The organism is Thiomonas sp. FB-6, from assembly GCF_000377645.1.
GTDB lineage: Bacteria > Pseudomonadota > Gammaproteobacteria > Burkholderiales > Burkholderiaceae_C > Thiomonas_A.
On the sequence record NZ_KB898524.1, the window covers coordinates 1 to 15,355 of the forward strand.

20 protein-coding genes are annotated in these 15,355 nt (G+C 68.9%); 10 read left to right on the plus strand and 10 right to left on the minus strand.

Annotation, left to right across the window (positions count from 1 at the left end):
- The 6 genes from D466_RS0119305 to D466_RS0119325 all read right to left on the minus strand — a co-directional run.
- Positions 1-404, minus strand: a 404-nt coding sequence (locus tag D466_RS0119305) for an RNA polymerase sigma factor (RefSeq protein WP_369759465.1), incomplete at its 3' end; no start/stop codon positions are given.
- A gap of 345 nt (positions 405-749) precedes the next feature.
- A complete protein-coding gene (locus D466_RS0119310; protein ID WP_026285503.1) occupies positions 750-1,040 on the minus strand; it encodes an addiction module antidote protein in 291 nt (96 codons plus the stop codon).
- On the minus strand, positions 1,037-1,339 hold the full coding sequence (locus tag D466_RS23655) for a type II toxin-antitoxin system RelE/ParE family toxin (protein WP_081630062.1): 303 nt from the start codon (positions 1,337-1,339) through the stop codon (positions 1,037-1,039). The genes D466_RS0119310 and D466_RS23655 overlap by 4 nt, the downstream gene beginning before the upstream one ends.
- A gap of 556 nt (positions 1,340-1,895) precedes the next feature.
- Complete coding sequence (locus D466_RS0119315; protein ID WP_018915329.1) at positions 1,896-2,879, minus strand: fumarylacetoacetate hydrolase family protein; 984 nt, start codon at positions 2,877-2,879, stop codon at positions 1,896-1,898.
- Positions 2,876-3,697 (minus strand): cyclase family protein, encoded by an 822-nt coding sequence (locus tag D466_RS0119320; protein ID WP_018915330.1) that lies wholly within the window; start codon positions 3,695-3,697, stop codon positions 2,876-2,878. The genes D466_RS0119315 and D466_RS0119320 overlap by 4 nt, the downstream gene beginning before the upstream one ends.
- 104 nt (positions 3,698-3,801) lie before the next feature.
- Entirely contained in the window at positions 3,802-5,043 is a 1,242-nt protein-coding gene (locus D466_RS0119325; protein ID WP_018915331.1) for an MFS transporter, read from the minus strand.
- Positions 5,044-5,298: 255 nt separating this feature from the next.
- On the opposite strand from D466_RS0119325, the gene D466_RS25050 reads away from it, so the two are divergent.
- Positions 5,299-6,006, plus strand: a complete 708-nt coding sequence (locus D466_RS25050; protein ID WP_018915332.1) for a TetR/AcrR family transcriptional regulator — start codon at positions 5,299-5,301, stop codon at positions 6,004-6,006.
- 109 nt (positions 6,007-6,115) lie between these two features.
- On the opposite strand, the gene D466_RS23025 is transcribed toward D466_RS25050, so the two are convergent.
- Entirely contained in the window at positions 6,116-6,667 is a 552-nt protein-coding gene (locus D466_RS23025; RefSeq protein ID WP_018915333.1) for a hypothetical protein, read from the minus strand.
- The gene (locus D466_RS0119340) at positions 6,664-7,563 is read right to left on the minus strand and encodes a LysR family transcriptional regulator (RefSeq protein WP_018915334.1); all 900 of its coding nucleotides are present in this window, start codon (positions 7,561-7,563) and stop codon (positions 6,664-6,666) included. Before D466_RS0119340 ends, D466_RS23025 begins: the two co-directional genes overlap by 4 nt.
- A 163-nt stretch (positions 7,564-7,726) precedes the next feature.
- On the opposite strand from D466_RS0119340, the gene D466_RS0119345 reads away from it, so the two are divergent.
- Positions 7,727-8,137: a DoxX family protein gene (locus D466_RS0119345; protein WP_018915335.1), complete on the plus strand. Its 411-nt coding sequence runs from the start codon at positions 7,727-7,729 to the stop codon at positions 8,135-8,137.
- 53 nt (positions 8,138-8,190) lie between these two features.
- Entirely contained in the window at positions 8,191-8,997 is an 807-nt protein-coding gene (locus D466_RS0119350) for a class III extradiol ring-cleavage dioxygenase (protein WP_018915336.1), read from the plus strand.
- Between the two features lie 45 nt (positions 8,998-9,042).
- On the opposite strand, the gene D466_RS0119355 is transcribed toward D466_RS0119350, so the two are convergent.
- A complete protein-coding gene (locus D466_RS0119355; RefSeq protein ID WP_018915337.1) occupies positions 9,043-9,456 on the minus strand; it encodes a hypothetical protein in 414 nt (137 codons plus the stop codon).
- A gap of 14 nt (positions 9,457-9,470) precedes the next feature.
- Positions 9,471-10,748, minus strand: coding sequence for a molybdopterin-dependent oxidoreductase (locus D466_RS0119360; protein WP_026285505.1), 1,278 nt, complete (start codon positions 10,746-10,748; stop codon positions 9,471-9,473).
- 338 nt (positions 10,749-11,086) lie between these two features.
- On the opposite strand from D466_RS0119360, the gene D466_RS0119365 reads away from it, so the two are divergent.
- The 7 genes from D466_RS0119365 to D466_RS0119395 form a co-directional block, all read left to right on the plus strand.
- Entirely contained in the window at positions 11,087-11,659 is a 573-nt protein-coding gene (locus D466_RS0119365) for a TMEM165/GDT1 family protein (RefSeq protein WP_018915339.1), read from the plus strand.
- An 81-nt stretch (positions 11,660-11,740) separates the two neighbouring features.
- Positions 11,741-12,115, plus strand: coding sequence for a helix-turn-helix transcriptional regulator (locus tag D466_RS22480; protein WP_038167015.1), 375 nt, complete (start codon positions 11,741-11,743; stop codon positions 12,113-12,115).
- Positions 12,112-12,537 carry an arsenate reductase ArsC gene (locus D466_RS0119375; RefSeq protein ID WP_018915341.1) on the plus strand — a complete coding sequence of 142 codons (426 nt, stop codon included), beginning with the start codon at positions 12,112-12,114 and terminating at the stop codon, positions 12,535-12,537. Before D466_RS22480 ends, D466_RS0119375 begins: the two co-directional genes overlap by 4 nt.
- A complete protein-coding gene (gene arsB, locus D466_RS0119380) occupies positions 12,537-13,628 on the plus strand; it encodes an ACR3 family arsenite efflux transporter (protein ID WP_018915342.1) in 1,092 nt (363 codons plus the stop codon). Before D466_RS0119375 ends, arsB begins: the two co-directional genes overlap by 1 nt.
- Positions 13,625-14,182: an ArsI/CadI family heavy metal resistance metalloenzyme gene (locus tag D466_RS22485; protein WP_018915343.1), complete on the plus strand. Its 558-nt coding sequence runs from the start codon at positions 13,625-13,627 to the stop codon at positions 14,180-14,182. Before arsB ends, D466_RS22485 begins: the two co-directional genes overlap by 4 nt.
- 5 nt (positions 14,183-14,187) lie before the next feature.
- The gene (locus tag D466_RS0119390; RefSeq protein WP_018915344.1) at positions 14,188-14,745 is read left to right on the plus strand and encodes a sigma-70 family RNA polymerase sigma factor; all 558 of its coding nucleotides are present in this window, start codon (positions 14,188-14,190) and stop codon (positions 14,743-14,745) included.
- 125 nt (positions 14,746-14,870) lie between these two features.
- Positions 14,871-15,355: permease (locus D466_RS0119395; protein WP_018915345.1), on the plus strand; the 485-nt coding region annotated here is incomplete at its 3' end.

A 15,355-nucleotide genomic window follows, 5' to 3' on the forward strand; every position in this document is an offset into this window, starting at 1 on the left:
AGCGTTTGCAGCGCGGCTTGGATGGAAGCGAGCAACACGGAGCGGGCATAGGCCGCATCAGGTCCTGCGGAAGGGTCCGGCAGGTTCTCTTCGAGCCAGCTGCGGCCATCGTCGTCATCGGCGACCGGCAGCGGCTCTTCCTTCGTCTTGCGCGCACGGTCGATGATGCGATTCCTGGCCACCCGAAACAGCCAGGCGCCGACCTGCTCGACCGCATCGGCGCTCAGGTAGAACTCGAACAACACGTCCTGCAGGATGTCCTCGGCCTCCGCCGTATCGCGCACGCGGCGGCGGATGAAGTCCCCCAGCCGCGAACGTTCGCGCTTGACGACTTCGGTGAAGCGCGGGGCGTCGGCGGGCATGGAGAAGTGAGCCGGAGGCAGCGGGGAGGAAACGGCGTCCATGACAGGTAGACGAATGAACGCCGGCAATATTGTGGACGTGTTCCGCGGAGCCACGGGCTTGGCCGGCGCGCCGAAGTCCGGTTCGCCTCCGAGGTGGCCGCTCCCCTCCCCGGCCTCTCGGAATCCCAGGCAGCGCGTATGGGCCAGGAACAGCCCGTCATCGCGGCGGCGATGCGGTCATTCAGTGAGGGGAGGCGCCTCGGCGGGAAATGGGCGCAGGCCAAACTCCGCAGCTCGGCCGAAGCGGTCACCGGGCCTGTTTTCAGCAGCGTCCGTTGCAAGCCAGAAGCGGCCCGTCAGGAGCAGTTTGACGCTGCCTTCCAGACGACGACTCCGGTCGCGGTGTCATGTCTGCGCGGGCTTGGCCGTCAGCTCGATGTGCAGTGCCTTCATCACCGCCAAGGTTGTCTTCAGGGTTGGATTGCCGCGGGCACTGAATGATCGGTAGAGCTGTTCCCGCGACAGCCCGGTTTCATGCGCGATCTCGCTCATGCCCCGTGCTCGCGCCACGACGCCCAGAGCCTGAGCGATGTAGCCGGCGTCACCGGACTCGAACGCATCGGCCATGAAGGCCGCAATGGTCTCGTCCGAATCCAGCAGTTCTGCCGGATCGAAATTCGTCAATCGATCGTTCATCTGTCTTCACTCCCCTCACGCGCCAGACGCTTCGCGGTCTCGATATCCCGCGCTTGCGAGCTTTTGTCCCCGCCACAGAGCAGGATCACCAGCGTCGTGCCTCGCTGCTGGAAATACACGCGGTAACCGGGTCCATAGTGGATCCGAAGTTCGCTGATTCCGTCCCCGACCGGTGCGACGTCGCCAGCCAAGCCATAGGCCAATCGGTTCAATCGCGCAGCGACAAGGGCGCGCGCTCGCGCGTCACGCAGCTTGCCCCACCACTTCCGGAAGGCGCTCGTTTGCCGGAGTTCGAGCATGGCAGCAATGTAGTCGAAAAACTACACTCGCGCAATGTCCCCGACCCCGTTCCAGCCTACACCGTGCTTCTCTTCGAGATCGGACCTCAACTCCGAATCGGCCGCATGATCTCGAGCCAAGCGACGATCCGCAAAGGGGTCGACTGCTGCCTCTTGCGCTCGGCGCGTGAACGGCGGCAAAGACCGACCACCAGTCGTTGCGTGGCGCCTGGACTGCTGCCGGTTCGGTAGACACCGACCTCAGTGGCGGCGCCGGCATGGCGTGCGGTGGCCTGAAACGGCCGAAGGTTGTCATTTGACAAGCTTGGCGAACATGCTCAACCTGGCGACCCCTGATGGTCCGTTCTCTTCATCCAAAAAGGGAGGTGGAGGGAGCCCTCAGGCACGCCGAAGAACCCCGGCAACCGCGCTCGCGCACTGCGACGCGTCGTAGACAACTGCACCGCGCACCGCAGGCAGCGCCAGGCCGACGGCGATCCCAAGGTGTAGCGCGATGGAATACACCTTCACCCTGAAGTACCAGCTCGCCGACGACGAGCGCGACGCGGATGCGTTATCAGCTCGCGCGAACGATGCGTTGATCGATGGCCCCGAACGGGGCCTCTGCTCCCAGAGGATGACGCGCCTCCATGCGCACCCGGTCGCCGAAAGCCATGTAGCGGGTCTTCGGGCCTCCATCTTGCAGGATCTCGAGCACGCGGCGTTCGGCGATGCACGCCGAGCCGCTGGCCGGATCGGCGTTCGAGACCGTTCCGGAGCCGATAATGGTCCCCGCGGACAATCGGCGGGTGGCTGCCGCATGGGCGATTAGCTGGCCGAAGTGGAAGTGCATCTCGGCGCCCGAGGGCTTTCCGAAAGGCTGCTGGTTCCATTGCACGTGCAGCTCCAGGGCCATGCGGCCATGGCGCCAGGCGCTGCCAAGCTCGCCCGGCGTGAGCGCGACCGGAGCGAAGCTGGTGGAGGGCTTGGCCTGCAGGAAACCGAAGCCGGTCCGCATTTCGCGCGCGCCGAGCGTGCGCAGGCTCCAGTCGTTGAGCTGCACGCACAACAGCACGTGGCCCAGCGCCTCGTCCGCGCTGACGCCCATCGGCACCTCGTCGACCACGACGCCGAATTCCCCCTCGAAGTCGATGCCGTGGGCCGGGTCCGCGAATGCGACGTCGACGCAGGGCCCGAGCAGGTCGTCGCCGGCACCCTGGTACAGCAGCGGCACGGTGTCGAAATCGGGAATCGGCGGGGTGCGAAAGGCCCGTTCCATCAGGCGTCCGTGGTGCAGGAAGGCCGAGCCGTCCAGCCATTGCCAGGTCCGCGGCAAAGGTGCCAGACAGGCTCCGGCATCGAAATCGAAGGCTCCGGCGCAAGGACCCGATTCAAGATCCTCCTGCAGTTCGGCGAGCGGCTCGGCGATCTCGGCCCAGCGCGTCACCGCGTCGAGCATGGACGCGGCCAGGCCCCCGACCGAGACCGCGCGACGCAGGTCCCGGGACACCACGACCAGTCGGCCGTCGGCACCGCCGCCGGGCAGGGTCGCCAGTTTCATGACTGCTTCGCCTCGGGGACGGCGAACAGGGCCGCATCGAAGATGGCCACTGCGCGCGTCCAGCCCGCCGACGCGCCGCGAACCTTGTGCGGAAAGCAGCTCACGTAGAAACCCGAGGGCGGCAGCGCCTCGAGGTTGTGCAGCTTTTCCAGGTGGCAGTAGCCGATGTGCCGCCCGGCCTTGTGGCCTTCCCAGATCAGCGACTTGTCACCGGTGCGGGCGATGTCGGCCGCCGTGTGCGAGAACGGCGCATCCCAGCTCCAGGCGTCGGTTCCCGTCAGCCGCACGCCACGCTCGAGCAGGTACATCGTCGCCTCGTAGCCCATGCCGCATCCGGCATCGACATAGTCCGCGCTTCCGTAGCGCCGGCCCGCCCGGGTATTGACAAGAACGATCTCCAGCGGGCTCAGCTCGTGCCCGATGCGCGCGAGTTCCGCCTCGACCTCGGCGGCGCCGACCACGTGGCCGTCCGGCAGATGCCGGAAATCCAGCTTCACGCCCGGCTGGAAGCACCATTCGAGCGGAACCTGGTCGATCGTCATGGACGGCCTGGGCTGCCCGAGCTTCGCATCCATGGTCGAGTGGAAGTGATACGGGGCATCGAGATGCGTGCCGCTATGGGTCGTCATGGTCACCCATTCGACGGCGGCGGCTTCTCCGTCCGGGAAGTCCTCCCGCGTCGTTCCGGGCAGCAGGGAGACAAACTCGTCGACCGTCTCGTGGTGGCTCATGTAGCGAATGCGCGGTGCCAGCGGGGGCGGGTCGGAGAGGACATCGTTCTCCAGGTAGATCGAGAGGTCGACAAGGTGGCGGTTCATGGGTTTACCCTCCTCGCTGCGCTCAACTCCCCGAGGGAGTTGAGCGCTCCTTCGGGGCGGCCGTGCGCAGCGCTCATGGCATGCTCGGCGTCGGGATCCAGGGTTCAGGCCACGGCGGCGAGCTGTTCGCTGCGCGCCGGAAGCTTCTCGGAAAGAAACAGGCTGGCGGCGAATGCCAGCGCGGCCCCGCCCGCCGCCATGTACAGCGGAATCGCCAGGCCGTGCGCCTTGGCCAGGGCGCCCGCGACGGCCGGGGCGGCCACGGAACCGAAGGCCTCGCCGAACAGGGTGACGAGCCCGATGGCGGTCGCGGCAAGCGCACGCGGAACCGCTTCCGTGGGCACCAGCACCATCAGCAACGCGGCCATCGCCTGCCCGCCCTGGGTGCATGCGAGGATCGCGGCCAGCAACCACAGGTGCCTGTACAGCGGGAGATAGGCCATGGCCAGGGGCAGCACGATCGACAGCGCCGACGCGAGCAGGATCACCGGCTTGCGGCCGACACGGTCCGACAGCATCGGGAAGATCATGCCCACGACGAAGCTACCCACGCCCGCGGCCCCCAGCAGGAAGCCGGCCGTCGTCGGCGCCTGATGCGCCACGCTGGTGATGTACAGCGGACCGAAGGCGTTCTGCAGGATCAACCAGGCCACGAAGCCGGCGTTGCCCAGGCAGCACAGCCATACGTTGCGGTAGCGGAAAACCTGCAGCAGGTCCTTGAAGCTCAGGCGACGCGCGTGATCGTGCGCCGCGGCGGCACCGGAGGGCGCGAGCTCCGACGGCTCCTTGATGAACTTCCAGATCACCAGGGCCAGGATCAGTCCCGGGATGCCGGAGACGAAAAAGGCGACGCGCCAGCCGAAGCGGGCTGCCACCTGGGTGCTCAGGACCGGCGCCAGGGCCAGCCCGATCGCGGCCGCGGCGCTGACGACGATGCCCACGTTGCGGCCCCGCCGCTGGGGATGCGAGGACTCCTCGACCACCGCGTTCATGACCGACCAGCACGGCCCTTCGGCCACCCCCATGAGCGCGCGCGAGACCAGCATCTGCTGGAAATTGCGAGCCAGACCGCTCACCCACGAAAGCAGCGAGAAGATGACGACCATGGGGATCAGCACGGGCCTGCGGCCCACCCGATCCGAGACCGCGCCGAACACCAGAGATGAAAGCGCCCAGGCGATGGCCAGCGCAGCGGCCAGCGCGCCGATGGCCTCCGGCCCGAGGCGCAGGTCGACTGCGAAGTACGGCGCCAGATAGAGCTGACTCATGCGATCGAGAAAAACGGTTCCCCAGGTGAGGAACATGATGGCGACTAGCCGTCGCTCATAGTGCTTGGAATTGTCCATGGTGCGTCTCCGAAGGCTGGCCGGCACCACGTTGGCGGTCTGCCACGCGATCCCCGGATCGAATGGCCCGCCGTGCCGGCAAGCGTGTTGTACGTTCGTGCAATATTATTTGCACGATCGTACAAATCAACACGGGGTTTTCCCGCGCGGACGTCTCGGCCGGGCCCGGGTTGCACGACCGTACAATGAACCGATCAGGGTGGGACGCCCCACGCGCCGGGGCGCCGCGACCCCTGCCCTTCAGGATCCATCACGATGAACCCTTCGAGCGCAACCACGAAGCCGACGCGCAAGGCGGCCGGGGCCGGCGCGCCTGCGCTTCGGCCGCAGGCGGACCGGCGCGGCGCGATCCTGCAAGCGGCCCAGCGGCTGTTCGCCGAGCGCGGGTTCCATGGTGTGTCCATCCGCGACATCGCGCAGGCGGCCGGTGTTCCGCTCGCGCTGGTCGGCTATTACTTCGGCCCCAAGCTGGAGCTGTATCACACGATCTTCCGCGAGCACGCCGCCTACCTGCAGGCGCGCCTGCAGGGGCTGGCGCAGGCCCAGGCGCAGGCCGCGCCCGATGAACTCCTGACCGAGATCGTCAAGGCCTTCGTGCTGCCGGTGCTCGCCCTGGACCAATCCGCGGACGGGCATACCTTCCTGCGGCTGCTCGCTCGCGGCATGAGCGAACAACTCGAGGAAGACCGCCCGATCATCGAGGAACTCTTCGATCCGCTTGCCACGGCCTTCATCGATGCGCTGACAAGGGCGCAACCCGGGGTCCAGCGGACGACGGTCGCCTGGTGTTATCAGTTCGCGCTCGGCGCGCTGATCCATCACGTGACCGATGATCGCATCCAGCGCCTTGCGCCTGGAAGCGACGCCGAGCCAAGGCGCCATGCGGCGGACCTGCTGCTGCGTTTCATCGCCCACGGCATCACCGGGGCATGCGCGGCATCGCTCGACGTGCGCAGCCGGTAGCCACGGCCGGTCGCCGGCCAGCCGGCTAGCACCATCAACCCGACGAGGACGCTTAGCGAGGCGGCGCTCGCCGGAGCCTTGCGGCCGCCACGGACCCGCTCACCCGGTCCTACGCGCGCGACCGAAGGACTTGGATGTTCGCGAACCCGAGGTGATGCAGCCACTCCCGTAGCACCAGCAGACTGGCGGCGAACTCGGGATCCATCGGGATCGTGTCCTGGGTGGCAGGCCTGCCGAGGGCGATGGAGACCCAGCGGTTGAAACCCTGCTCCACCCCATCGGTGCCCAGAATCCAGGGCTCGGACGGGGCCTGCAGCACCTCGGCGATGCGCATCACGCGCGGATCTCCCGTCACGCATCGCGAATCGCGTGGCACGAGGGGACGCAGGGGCATGATCACGTCCTCCACCTCGGCGATCGCCGCCTCGATCGCGCTCTCGCCGGGCCGTGCGGCCTGGAAGTACTTGCGCGCCAGATCGCCCAGGCCGAGATGCAGCCGGATCACCCGCTCGGGCTCGGAGCGCGCGCCGACGGCGACGGCCGAGACGGCGTCTGCGAACTCCAGCGCCGTGACGGACCCGCCCCGGTCCTGGCGCGCCCGCAGCCAGGTGGCTCGCGCCCTGGCGTCGGTGTCGTCGATGTCGTCGATCTCGTCACTCATGGTGTCTTCGCGCTCCCCAGGGAGTCGACCAGGAAATCGATGAACACCCTGACCTTGCTCGGCAGGAAGCGCTGGCTGAGGTACACGGCATGCAGCTTCAGCTCGAGCGTGCGGTAGGACTCCAGGATGGGCACCAGGGCGCCCCTTTGCAGGGCCTCCTCGACGATGAACCGCGGCTGCAGGATCACGCCGCCGCCGGCGATCGCCAGGTCACGCAACAGCTCGCCGTTGCTGGAGTGCACCTCGGGGTGGACGCGAACCTTCTCGCGGCTGCCGTCGGGGGCCGTGAACGGCCATTCGTCGCCGGCCCCCAGGTAGCTGAAGCCCAGCGTGTCGTGCCCCGCGAGTTCCGCCGGCTTGCGCGGCCGGCCGCGCTTGCGCAGATAGCCGGGAGAGGCGCAGACCACGGCGTCCAGCGTGGCGATGCGCCGCGAGACGATGCCGGGGTCGAGCCGGGTGGCGATGCGCAGCGCCACGTCGATACCTTCGTTGGCGAGGTCGACCAGGCGGTCGCTGAGGTCCACGTCCAGGCGCAGTTGCGGGTAACGCTGGCGAAAGCGGGCCAGCACCGGGGCCAGGTGCGAGATTCCGTACGACAGTGGCGCCGAGATGCGCAGCAGCCCCACGGGGCTGCGCGTGCCTTGCGAGGCCACGGCTTCGGCCTCGGCGACTTGCTCCAGGATGGAGCGGGCGCGGCCGTAGAACTCCTCCCCGGCGTCGGTCAGCGACATGCGCCGCGTCGTGCGGTTGAGCAGGCGGGCCCCCAGATGGCGCTCGAGCGCGGCGACCTGGCGTGTGACCACCGCGTTGGACACATCCAGCACCTCGGCGGCCCGCGCGAAGCCGCCCGAGTCCACCACCTGCACGAACACCCGGGTTGCCGCGAACAGATCCATGGTGCGTCCATGTTATTGCGCCAATGGCAATAGTGCATTGCCAAGTATCGCCTTTTTTTGCTGCAAACGAGGGGCTACATTGCAGCTCATGGGCCGCTTGCAACTCGCGGCACCGGCAGCATGAGTTCGGCTTGCGCCCCCTCAACCTCCCTCGGAGCCCACCATGATCCGTTCATCCACCGCCCCTTACGGCATCACGCTGCTGCGCGTGAGCCTGGGCATCCTGTTCCTGGCCCACGTCGCCCTGAAGGTGTTCGTGTTCACCATTCCCGGCTTCGTCTCCTACTTCGCGTCGCTGCACCTGCCGGCGGTCATGGCCTACGGCACCATCGCCCTGGAGGCCTTCGGGGGCCTCGCGCTGGTGCTGGGCATCTACGCTCCCTGGGTGGCCATTCCGCTGGCGCTGGAAATGTTCGGCACCATCGTGATGGTGCACGGCGCCAACGGGTGGCTGTTCACCAACAAGGGCGGCGGCTGGGAATATCCTGCGTTCTGGGCGGTAGCGCTGGTCGTGCTGAGTCTGCTCGGGGACGGGGCCCTGGCCCTTCGGCCTGCCGTGGCTCGTCAGGTCTGAGTGCCCGGGGCTGCGGCGAGCGCAACGCAGGAATTGCCAAGGAGAGCATTGCCATGAGATTTCCGACCTTGTTCCTGTCGCACGGCGGCGGCCCCTGGCCGTGGATGAAGGAGGAGTGGAACGGCGCCTACGACCAGTTGGCCGCCGCGCTGGGCCGCCTGCCCGAAGAGCTCGGGGCGCGGCCGCGTGCGGTGCTGATGGTCTCCGCCCATTGGGAGGAACCGGTGTTCACGGCCCAGTCGCATCCGGCGCCGGGCATGATCTACGACTATGGCGGATTCCCGGACTACACCTACGGCATTCGCTATGCGGCGCCGGGTGCGCCGGAACTCGCGCACCGCGTGCAGGAATTGCTGCGGGCGGACGGCATCGCGGTGGCCGAGGACCGCGAACGAGGTTTCGACCACGGAATGTATGCCCCCATGGCCGTGATCTACCCCCAGGCCGACATGCCCACGATGCAGCTTTCGCTGCGACGTGGCCTGGACCCGCAGGAGCATCTGGCGCTGGGCCGGGCCCTTGCACCGTTGCGGGACGACGGCGTGCTGATCATCGGCAGCGGGCTGAGCTATCACAACCTGCGCGCCTTCGGCCCGGCGGGCCGGCAGGCCTCCGCAGCCTTCGACCGCTGGCTCGAGGTCTCGCTGGCGAATGCAGGTGCGGCGCGCTCGGCCGCCCTCGTGGCCTGGGAGCAGGCCCCCGCGGCGCGCCAGGCCCACCCACGCGAGGAACACCTGCTCCCGCTGATGGTGGCCGTGGGCGCCGCGGAGCAGGAAGCCGCCTCGCGCAGCTACCACGAGGACGAGTTCTTCGGCGGCCTGTCCGTGTCCAACTGGCGCTTCGGAAACCCTGCGCGATAAGGGTGCCGGCCGTCGCGGCACCCGGGGCCGTCCATGACGGCTCCCTCAAGGCTTGCGGGTCTGCGGGGTGTAGTGCTCCTGCAGGTAGGACACGATCTCCTCCTCGGTGGCCGGCTGGATCGGGGCGCCCATGACGGCGATCATCTTGTGCACCTCGGCCTTCCAGGTGGCGGCGGGCAGCGGCGGCTGCATGGTGATGTAGGTCACGCTGTGGCACATGCTGCAGTTGCCCACGACGGTATCGCGCCCCTTGCCGGGAGCCAGATCGGCGGTGTAGGTCGGCCACTTGCCCACGCGGTAGACGCTGCCGGGCTGCACGTCCATGCGCGCGGGTTGCTGCGCCGAGCCCAGGGTGCCGTCGGCATAGTCTCCGGCCGACACCAGGCCGGGGCGTTCCTGCGCGGTGACCATCGGGGCGGCCAGCGCCAGGGTCCACAGGGCAATCGTTCGAAGTTTCATGGCAGGTGCTCCTGTCAGGCGCTCAGGACCGTGACGTCCTGCCGCTCGATGCGATTCCACAGATAGCCGCCGGGGTTCCACACGCCGTGGTCCGTCTGCACGTTGCCGGCCTTGTCGGTGGCGCGCACGGCCAGCGTGAAGCGGCCGGCTGCCCGCGGAGTCCAGGCATGCGAGTAGGTGCGGAAGGAGTAGGCGCCGTGGTCCTTGCCCAGGCGCGCTCGGCTCCAGGTGCTTCCGCCGTCGGTGGACACCTCGACCTTGACCACCGCGCCATGGCCGCTGAAGGCCACGCCGCGGATCAGGCTCGGCATGCCCTGGATCAGAGGCACGCTGCCGTCCGGGTCGACGATGAAGGAGCGCACGGGCATGTCGACGGTGCCGATAGGCACGCTCTTGACCTTGCCGGAGGCCATGGCCTGCGGGGTCGTGTCGCCTCCCGGGGTGTCGGGAATGCGGTAGGCCGGGTTCATCCAGAAGTTGTTGTCCTCCCCGGTCAGCGCCCGGATGAAGCTCAGGTGCTTGGTCCAGTAGGTGGCGAACTTGCCGGGCACGACCATGCGCACCGGAAAGCCATTGAGCATCGGCAGGGGTTCGCCGTTCATCAGGAAGGCGATCACCGCGCGGTCCAGCGAGGGGTCGTTCGCCGGCAGCGACTTCATGAAGCGGCCGGAAGGCTTGTCGTCGGCACCGACACCGCGGTCGAGACCCTCGAACTGGATCCACGTGGCCTCGCGCTTGAGGCCGGCGCGCGCCAGCAGGTCGTGCAGGCGCACGCCCGTCCACATGGCGTTGCCCATGGCGCCGTTGCCCCACTGGCCGCCGGGCACGCGAGGCTGGAAGCGGCTGCGCGAATTGCCCGAGCACTGGTTCACCGCGGCGACGGTCACCGGCTTGAACTCCCGCAGCAGCTGATCCATCGAGAACTCCACCGGGTGCGCGAAGGCTCCCGACAGGCTCAGGCGCCAGCTGGCCAGGTCCACCTCGTTGGGGGTGACCGGCAGGTGGTAGCGCACGAAGAACGCGGCATTGGGCGTGAAGGCTTCGCGAAAGTACTGGCGCGGGGTCTCCAGCTGGATGGGGCGGTCGGTGAGGCGCTGCAGCGGCAGCTTTTGCGGGTAGGTGACATAGGGCCCCACGCCGTTCCAGTAGGGGTTGGCCCCCGGCCCGGTGAAGGCGTCCTGCGGCGTGTGGGCCTGCATGGAAACCACCGCCAGCGCGGGCCTCGCCGCCCAGGCCATGGCCCCCACGCCCAGCAAGCTCAGCACCTGTCTTCGATGCAACGAATCCGTCATGGCAGAGTCCTCCCCCTTCGGCGGCCGCCTGATCGACACGAAACGCGGGCGCGGCCCTTCCCCGTTTCGTGGCCCGACTCGTAACAACACCCTCCATACCGTAAGGACATACCCGGTTCATGTAACCAGTGATTTCCCGATCGGGGAAAGCGCGCAATGCTTGGGGGGGGTACGGCGATCGGCAAAGGAGAGGCGGCGAGTCGGTGCCCGCCTCCGATACCAGCCCGGATCGGCGCCGCGCACTGAGCCCGTCCGCGCAGTTCGCTGCGCTTACCATGCGGCGTCCCGCACTGGGCGCAGCGGGGAATCGCCGCCGCCCCGCCATCGGAACTTCGCGCATGCATCCCTTCCTCGTCTCGACCGCCCTGGTCGCGCTCGCCGAGATCGGCGACAAGACCCAGCTGCTGTCCCTGCTCCTGGCCGCGCGCTACCGCGCGCCGCTGCCCATCATCGCCGGCATCCTGGCCGCCACGCTGGCCAACCACGGCCTGGCCGCCGCCGCCGGCGACCTGCTCGCGCACGCGATCAGCCCGCGCCTGCTCGACTGGGCCGTGGTGCTGTCCTTCGTGCTCATGGGCCTGTGGATCCTGGTGCCCGACAAGCTGGACGACGAGGAGCTTCCCCGGCGCAGCGCGCGCGGCGTGTTCCTGGCCACCGCGGCTTCGTTTTTCCTGGCGGAGATGGGTGACAAGACCCAGGTGGCCACCGTCGCGCTGGCCGCGCGCTACAGCGAGTGGCTGCCCGTGGTCGCCGGCACCACTCTCGGCATGCTGGCGGCCAACGTGCCGGCCGTGCTGTTCGGGCACCGCTTCGCGGATCGCCTGCCCACCCGCTGGGTGCACGCGGTCGCCGCGCTCATGTTCCTGGTGCTCGGCGGCCTGGCCTTGCATAAGGCACTCCAGGCGGGTTGAGGCGCGGGGCCTGGCCGGCGGGCCGGGGCCCGCGGCGCAGGGCCGCTTGACAGGTTTCCATATTTCCACGATTATGGAAATATGGAAACCTTGAACGCAGCTGAATTGCTGGCCGCCCTCGGGCATGAGTCGCGCCTGTCCATCCATCGCGTGCTCGTCGAGGCCGGGCCCCAGGGCGTGCATGCCGGGGCCATCGGCGACAGGCTGGGCCTGCCGGCCCCCACGCTGTCCTTCCACCTCGCGCACCTCAGCCGTGTCGGGCTTGCGCGCAGGCGCCAGGAGGGCCGCTTCGTGATCTACGCGGCGGACTTCCCGGTGATGAACGAGCTGCTGGGATTCCTCACCGCCAATTGCTGCGGCGGCAACCCCTGCATGCCGGGTGCCGGGGCCTCGACCATCGGTGCCGCGCCATCCGATTGCGCCTGCGAGGCGCCTCTGGAAGGACAAGCGCGATGAACCATCGCATCCGCAAGGTGCTGGTGCTGTGCACCGGAAACTCCTGCCGCTCGCAGATGGCCGAGGCGCTGCTGAACCAGGATCTCGCCGGACACGTGCTGGCGAGCTCGGCCGGCATCAGCCCGCAGCCCACGGTCGCCGACGGCGCCATCGAGGCGCTGCGCCTGGCCGGGCTGCCCACCGCGGGCCTGTACCCGAAGGACCTCGACACCCTGATCGACCAGCCCTTCGACCTCGTGGTCACCGTCTGTGACAACGCGCGCGAGGCCTGCCCGGTATTCCCGCGGCCCGTGCCGAGCATCCACCTGCCGTTCCACGACCCCCACGGCGAGCCGCTGGACAGCTTCCTGCGGGTGCGTGACGATATCCGCGCCCGCCTGGTGCCGGCGGTGCGCGAGGCATTGGGCCTGGGAGCGGTCTGATGAGCGCGCAATGCGAGGTGGTGGCCCGCCGGGCCGGCGGCGCGCCGATGAGCCTGTTCGAGCGCTGGCTCACGCTGTGGGTGTTCCTGTGCATCGTCGCCGGCATCGGGCTCGGGCAGCTGCTGCCCGGCCCCTTCCAGTGGCTGGGCCGGCTGGAGCTGGCACAGGTGAACCTGCCCGTGGGGCTGCTGATCTGGGTGATGATCATCCCCATGCTGATGAAGGTGGACTTCGGCGCGCTGCACGAAGTGCGCCGGCATGTGCGCGGCATCGGCGTGACCCTGTTCGTCAACTGGCTGGTCAAGCCCTTCTCGATGGCCCTGCTGGGCTGGGTGTTCATCCGCCACCTGTTCGCGCCCTGGCTGCCGGCCGCGCAGATCGACAGCTACATCGCCGGGCTGATCCTGCTGGCCGCCGCGCCCTGCACCGCGATGGTGTTCGTGTGGAGCCGGCTGTCCGGAGGCGATCCGCTGTTCACCTTGTCGCAGGTGGCGCTGAACGATTCCATCATGGTGTTCGCCTTCGCCCCCATCGTGGCGCTGCTGCTGGGCATCTCGGCCATCCACGTGCCCTGGGCGACCTTGCTGTTCTCGGTGCTCATGTACATCGTGGTCCCGCTGGGGCTGGCGCAAGGCTGGCGCGCGCTGCTGCTGCGCCGCGGCCAGGCCAGCTTCGACGCCGCGCTGGCGCGCATCGGCCCGTGGTCGATGGCGGCGCTGCTGGCCACGCTGGTACTGCTGTTCGCCTTCCAGGGGCCGGCCATCGAGGCGCAGCCGCTGGTCATCGCGCTGCTGGCGGTGCCCATCCTGATCCAGGTGTTGTTCAACTCCGGGCTGGCCTACGTGCTCAATCGTGCGGTGGGCGAGCAGCATGCCATCGCCTGCCCTTCGGCGCTGATCGGAGCGAGCAACTTCTTCGAACTGGCGGTGGCCGCGGCCATCAGCCTGTTCGGATTCCAGTCGGGTGCCGCGCTGGCCACGGTCGTGGGCGTGCTGATCGAGGTGCCGGTGATGCTGCTGGTGGTCCGCGTGGTGGGAGCCACCCGCGGCTGGTACGAGCAAGAGAGACCCAAACAGGGAGCAGGGACATGAAGCGCTTTCACGTGCATGCGCACGTCGACGATCTGGCGGCGAGCATCGCCTTCTACACGCGGCTGTTCGGGGCCGAGCCGACGCGGGTGGAGTCCGACTACGCCAAGTGGATGATCGAGGACCCGCGGCTGAACTTCGCCATCTCCACCCGTGGCGCCAGTTCCGGCATCGACCACCTGGGCATCCAGGCCGATACCGAGCAGGAGCTCGCCGAGCTGAAGCAGCGCGCCGGCGCCGCCGACGCCGCGCTGCTCGACGAGGGGGCCACCACCTGCTGCTATGCGCGCAGCGAGAAGCACTGGGTCACCGACCCGCAGGGCATCGCCTGGGAACACTACCGCACCCTGGGCGACATCCCGGTGTTCCGGGAAGCCGGGCACGGCGCCGCGGCGGCCGCCTGCTGCACCCCGGCCGAGGCACCCCAGGCCGGCGGCGGCCGCAGTCCGGCCGAGGCCGCTCAGACCGCCGGCTGCTGCGGCCCGGCGGGCACGCTTCAGGCCGCTGCGGCCTGCTGCACGCCCGCGCAGGGCGCCAAGCCCGGCCGCTGCTGCTGAAGGCCATGTCCGAGCCGCGCGAGCCCGGTTTCGATTGCGTGCTGCGCGCCTGGCAGGCGCACGAAGGCGAACTGCTGGGCTTCCTCGCGCACCACGCGTCCGACGCCGACGCCGCGCAGGACCTGCTGCAGGAAGTGTTCGTCAAGGCCCTGCGCCAGGGCGGGGGCTTTTGCGCCCTGGACAACCCGCGCGCCTGGCTGTTCCAGGTCGCGCGCAACGCGCTGATCGACGCGGGGCGCCTGCAACGGCCCATTGTCGAACTCCCCGACGACCTGGCAGCACCGCCGACCGACGAGCGTGCGCCGGTGGATGACCTCGACGCCTGCATCGCCCGCAAGCTGCCGCTGCTGGGCCCCGAGGACCGCGACATCGTGCAGCGCTGCGACCTGGACGGGCTGACCGTGCGCGCCTACGCCGAAGCCGCCGGATTGAGCCTGCCGGCGGCCAAGGCGCGGCTGCTGCGCGCGCGCAAGCGCCTGCGCGACGCGCTGGTCGAGCACTGCGGAGTGCGCTTCGACCCCGACGGCAGCGTGTGCTGCCACGCCGGGCCGGACGGCGGCTGAGGGCCGCGACCCGGCCGGCGCCTGAGCGCGCCCGAGCACGCCTTGGCGCGCGCGGCCACGAGGGCTGCATCCTTTGCGGGCTTGCTTCGTCTTCAGGAGCAGAGAGATCCTGATTCGAGGCCACGATGAACTCCCCTGTTTCCACCGCGCCCCCCTCCGAGGGCGCCTCCCCCGCCGCCTGGCGCGCCTGGCTGCCGGCGCTGCTGTATGTGGGCGCCTGGTTCCCGCTGTACTGGATGCTGGAGCCGGCGACCGCCGCCTTCACCCGCTGGCTGGCCGGCCTCCTGCACATTGCGGCCAGCAGCCACCTGTACTCGGCGCTGGCCTTCCTGGTGTTCGAGGTGCCCAAGGTCTTGATGCTGCTGGCCCTGATCGTGTTCGCGGTCGGCGTGCTGCAGAGCTTTTTCACGCCTGAGAAGACCCGCGCGTTGCTGGCCGGCAGGCGCCAGGGCGCCGGCAACGTGCTGGCCGCGGCGCTGGGCATCGTCACGCCCTTCTGCTCCTGCTCGGCGGTGCCGCTGTTCATCGGCTTTCTCACCGCCGGCGTACCGCTGGGCGTGACCTTCTCCTTCCTGGTGTCGGCGCCCATGGTCAACGAGGTCGCGCTGGC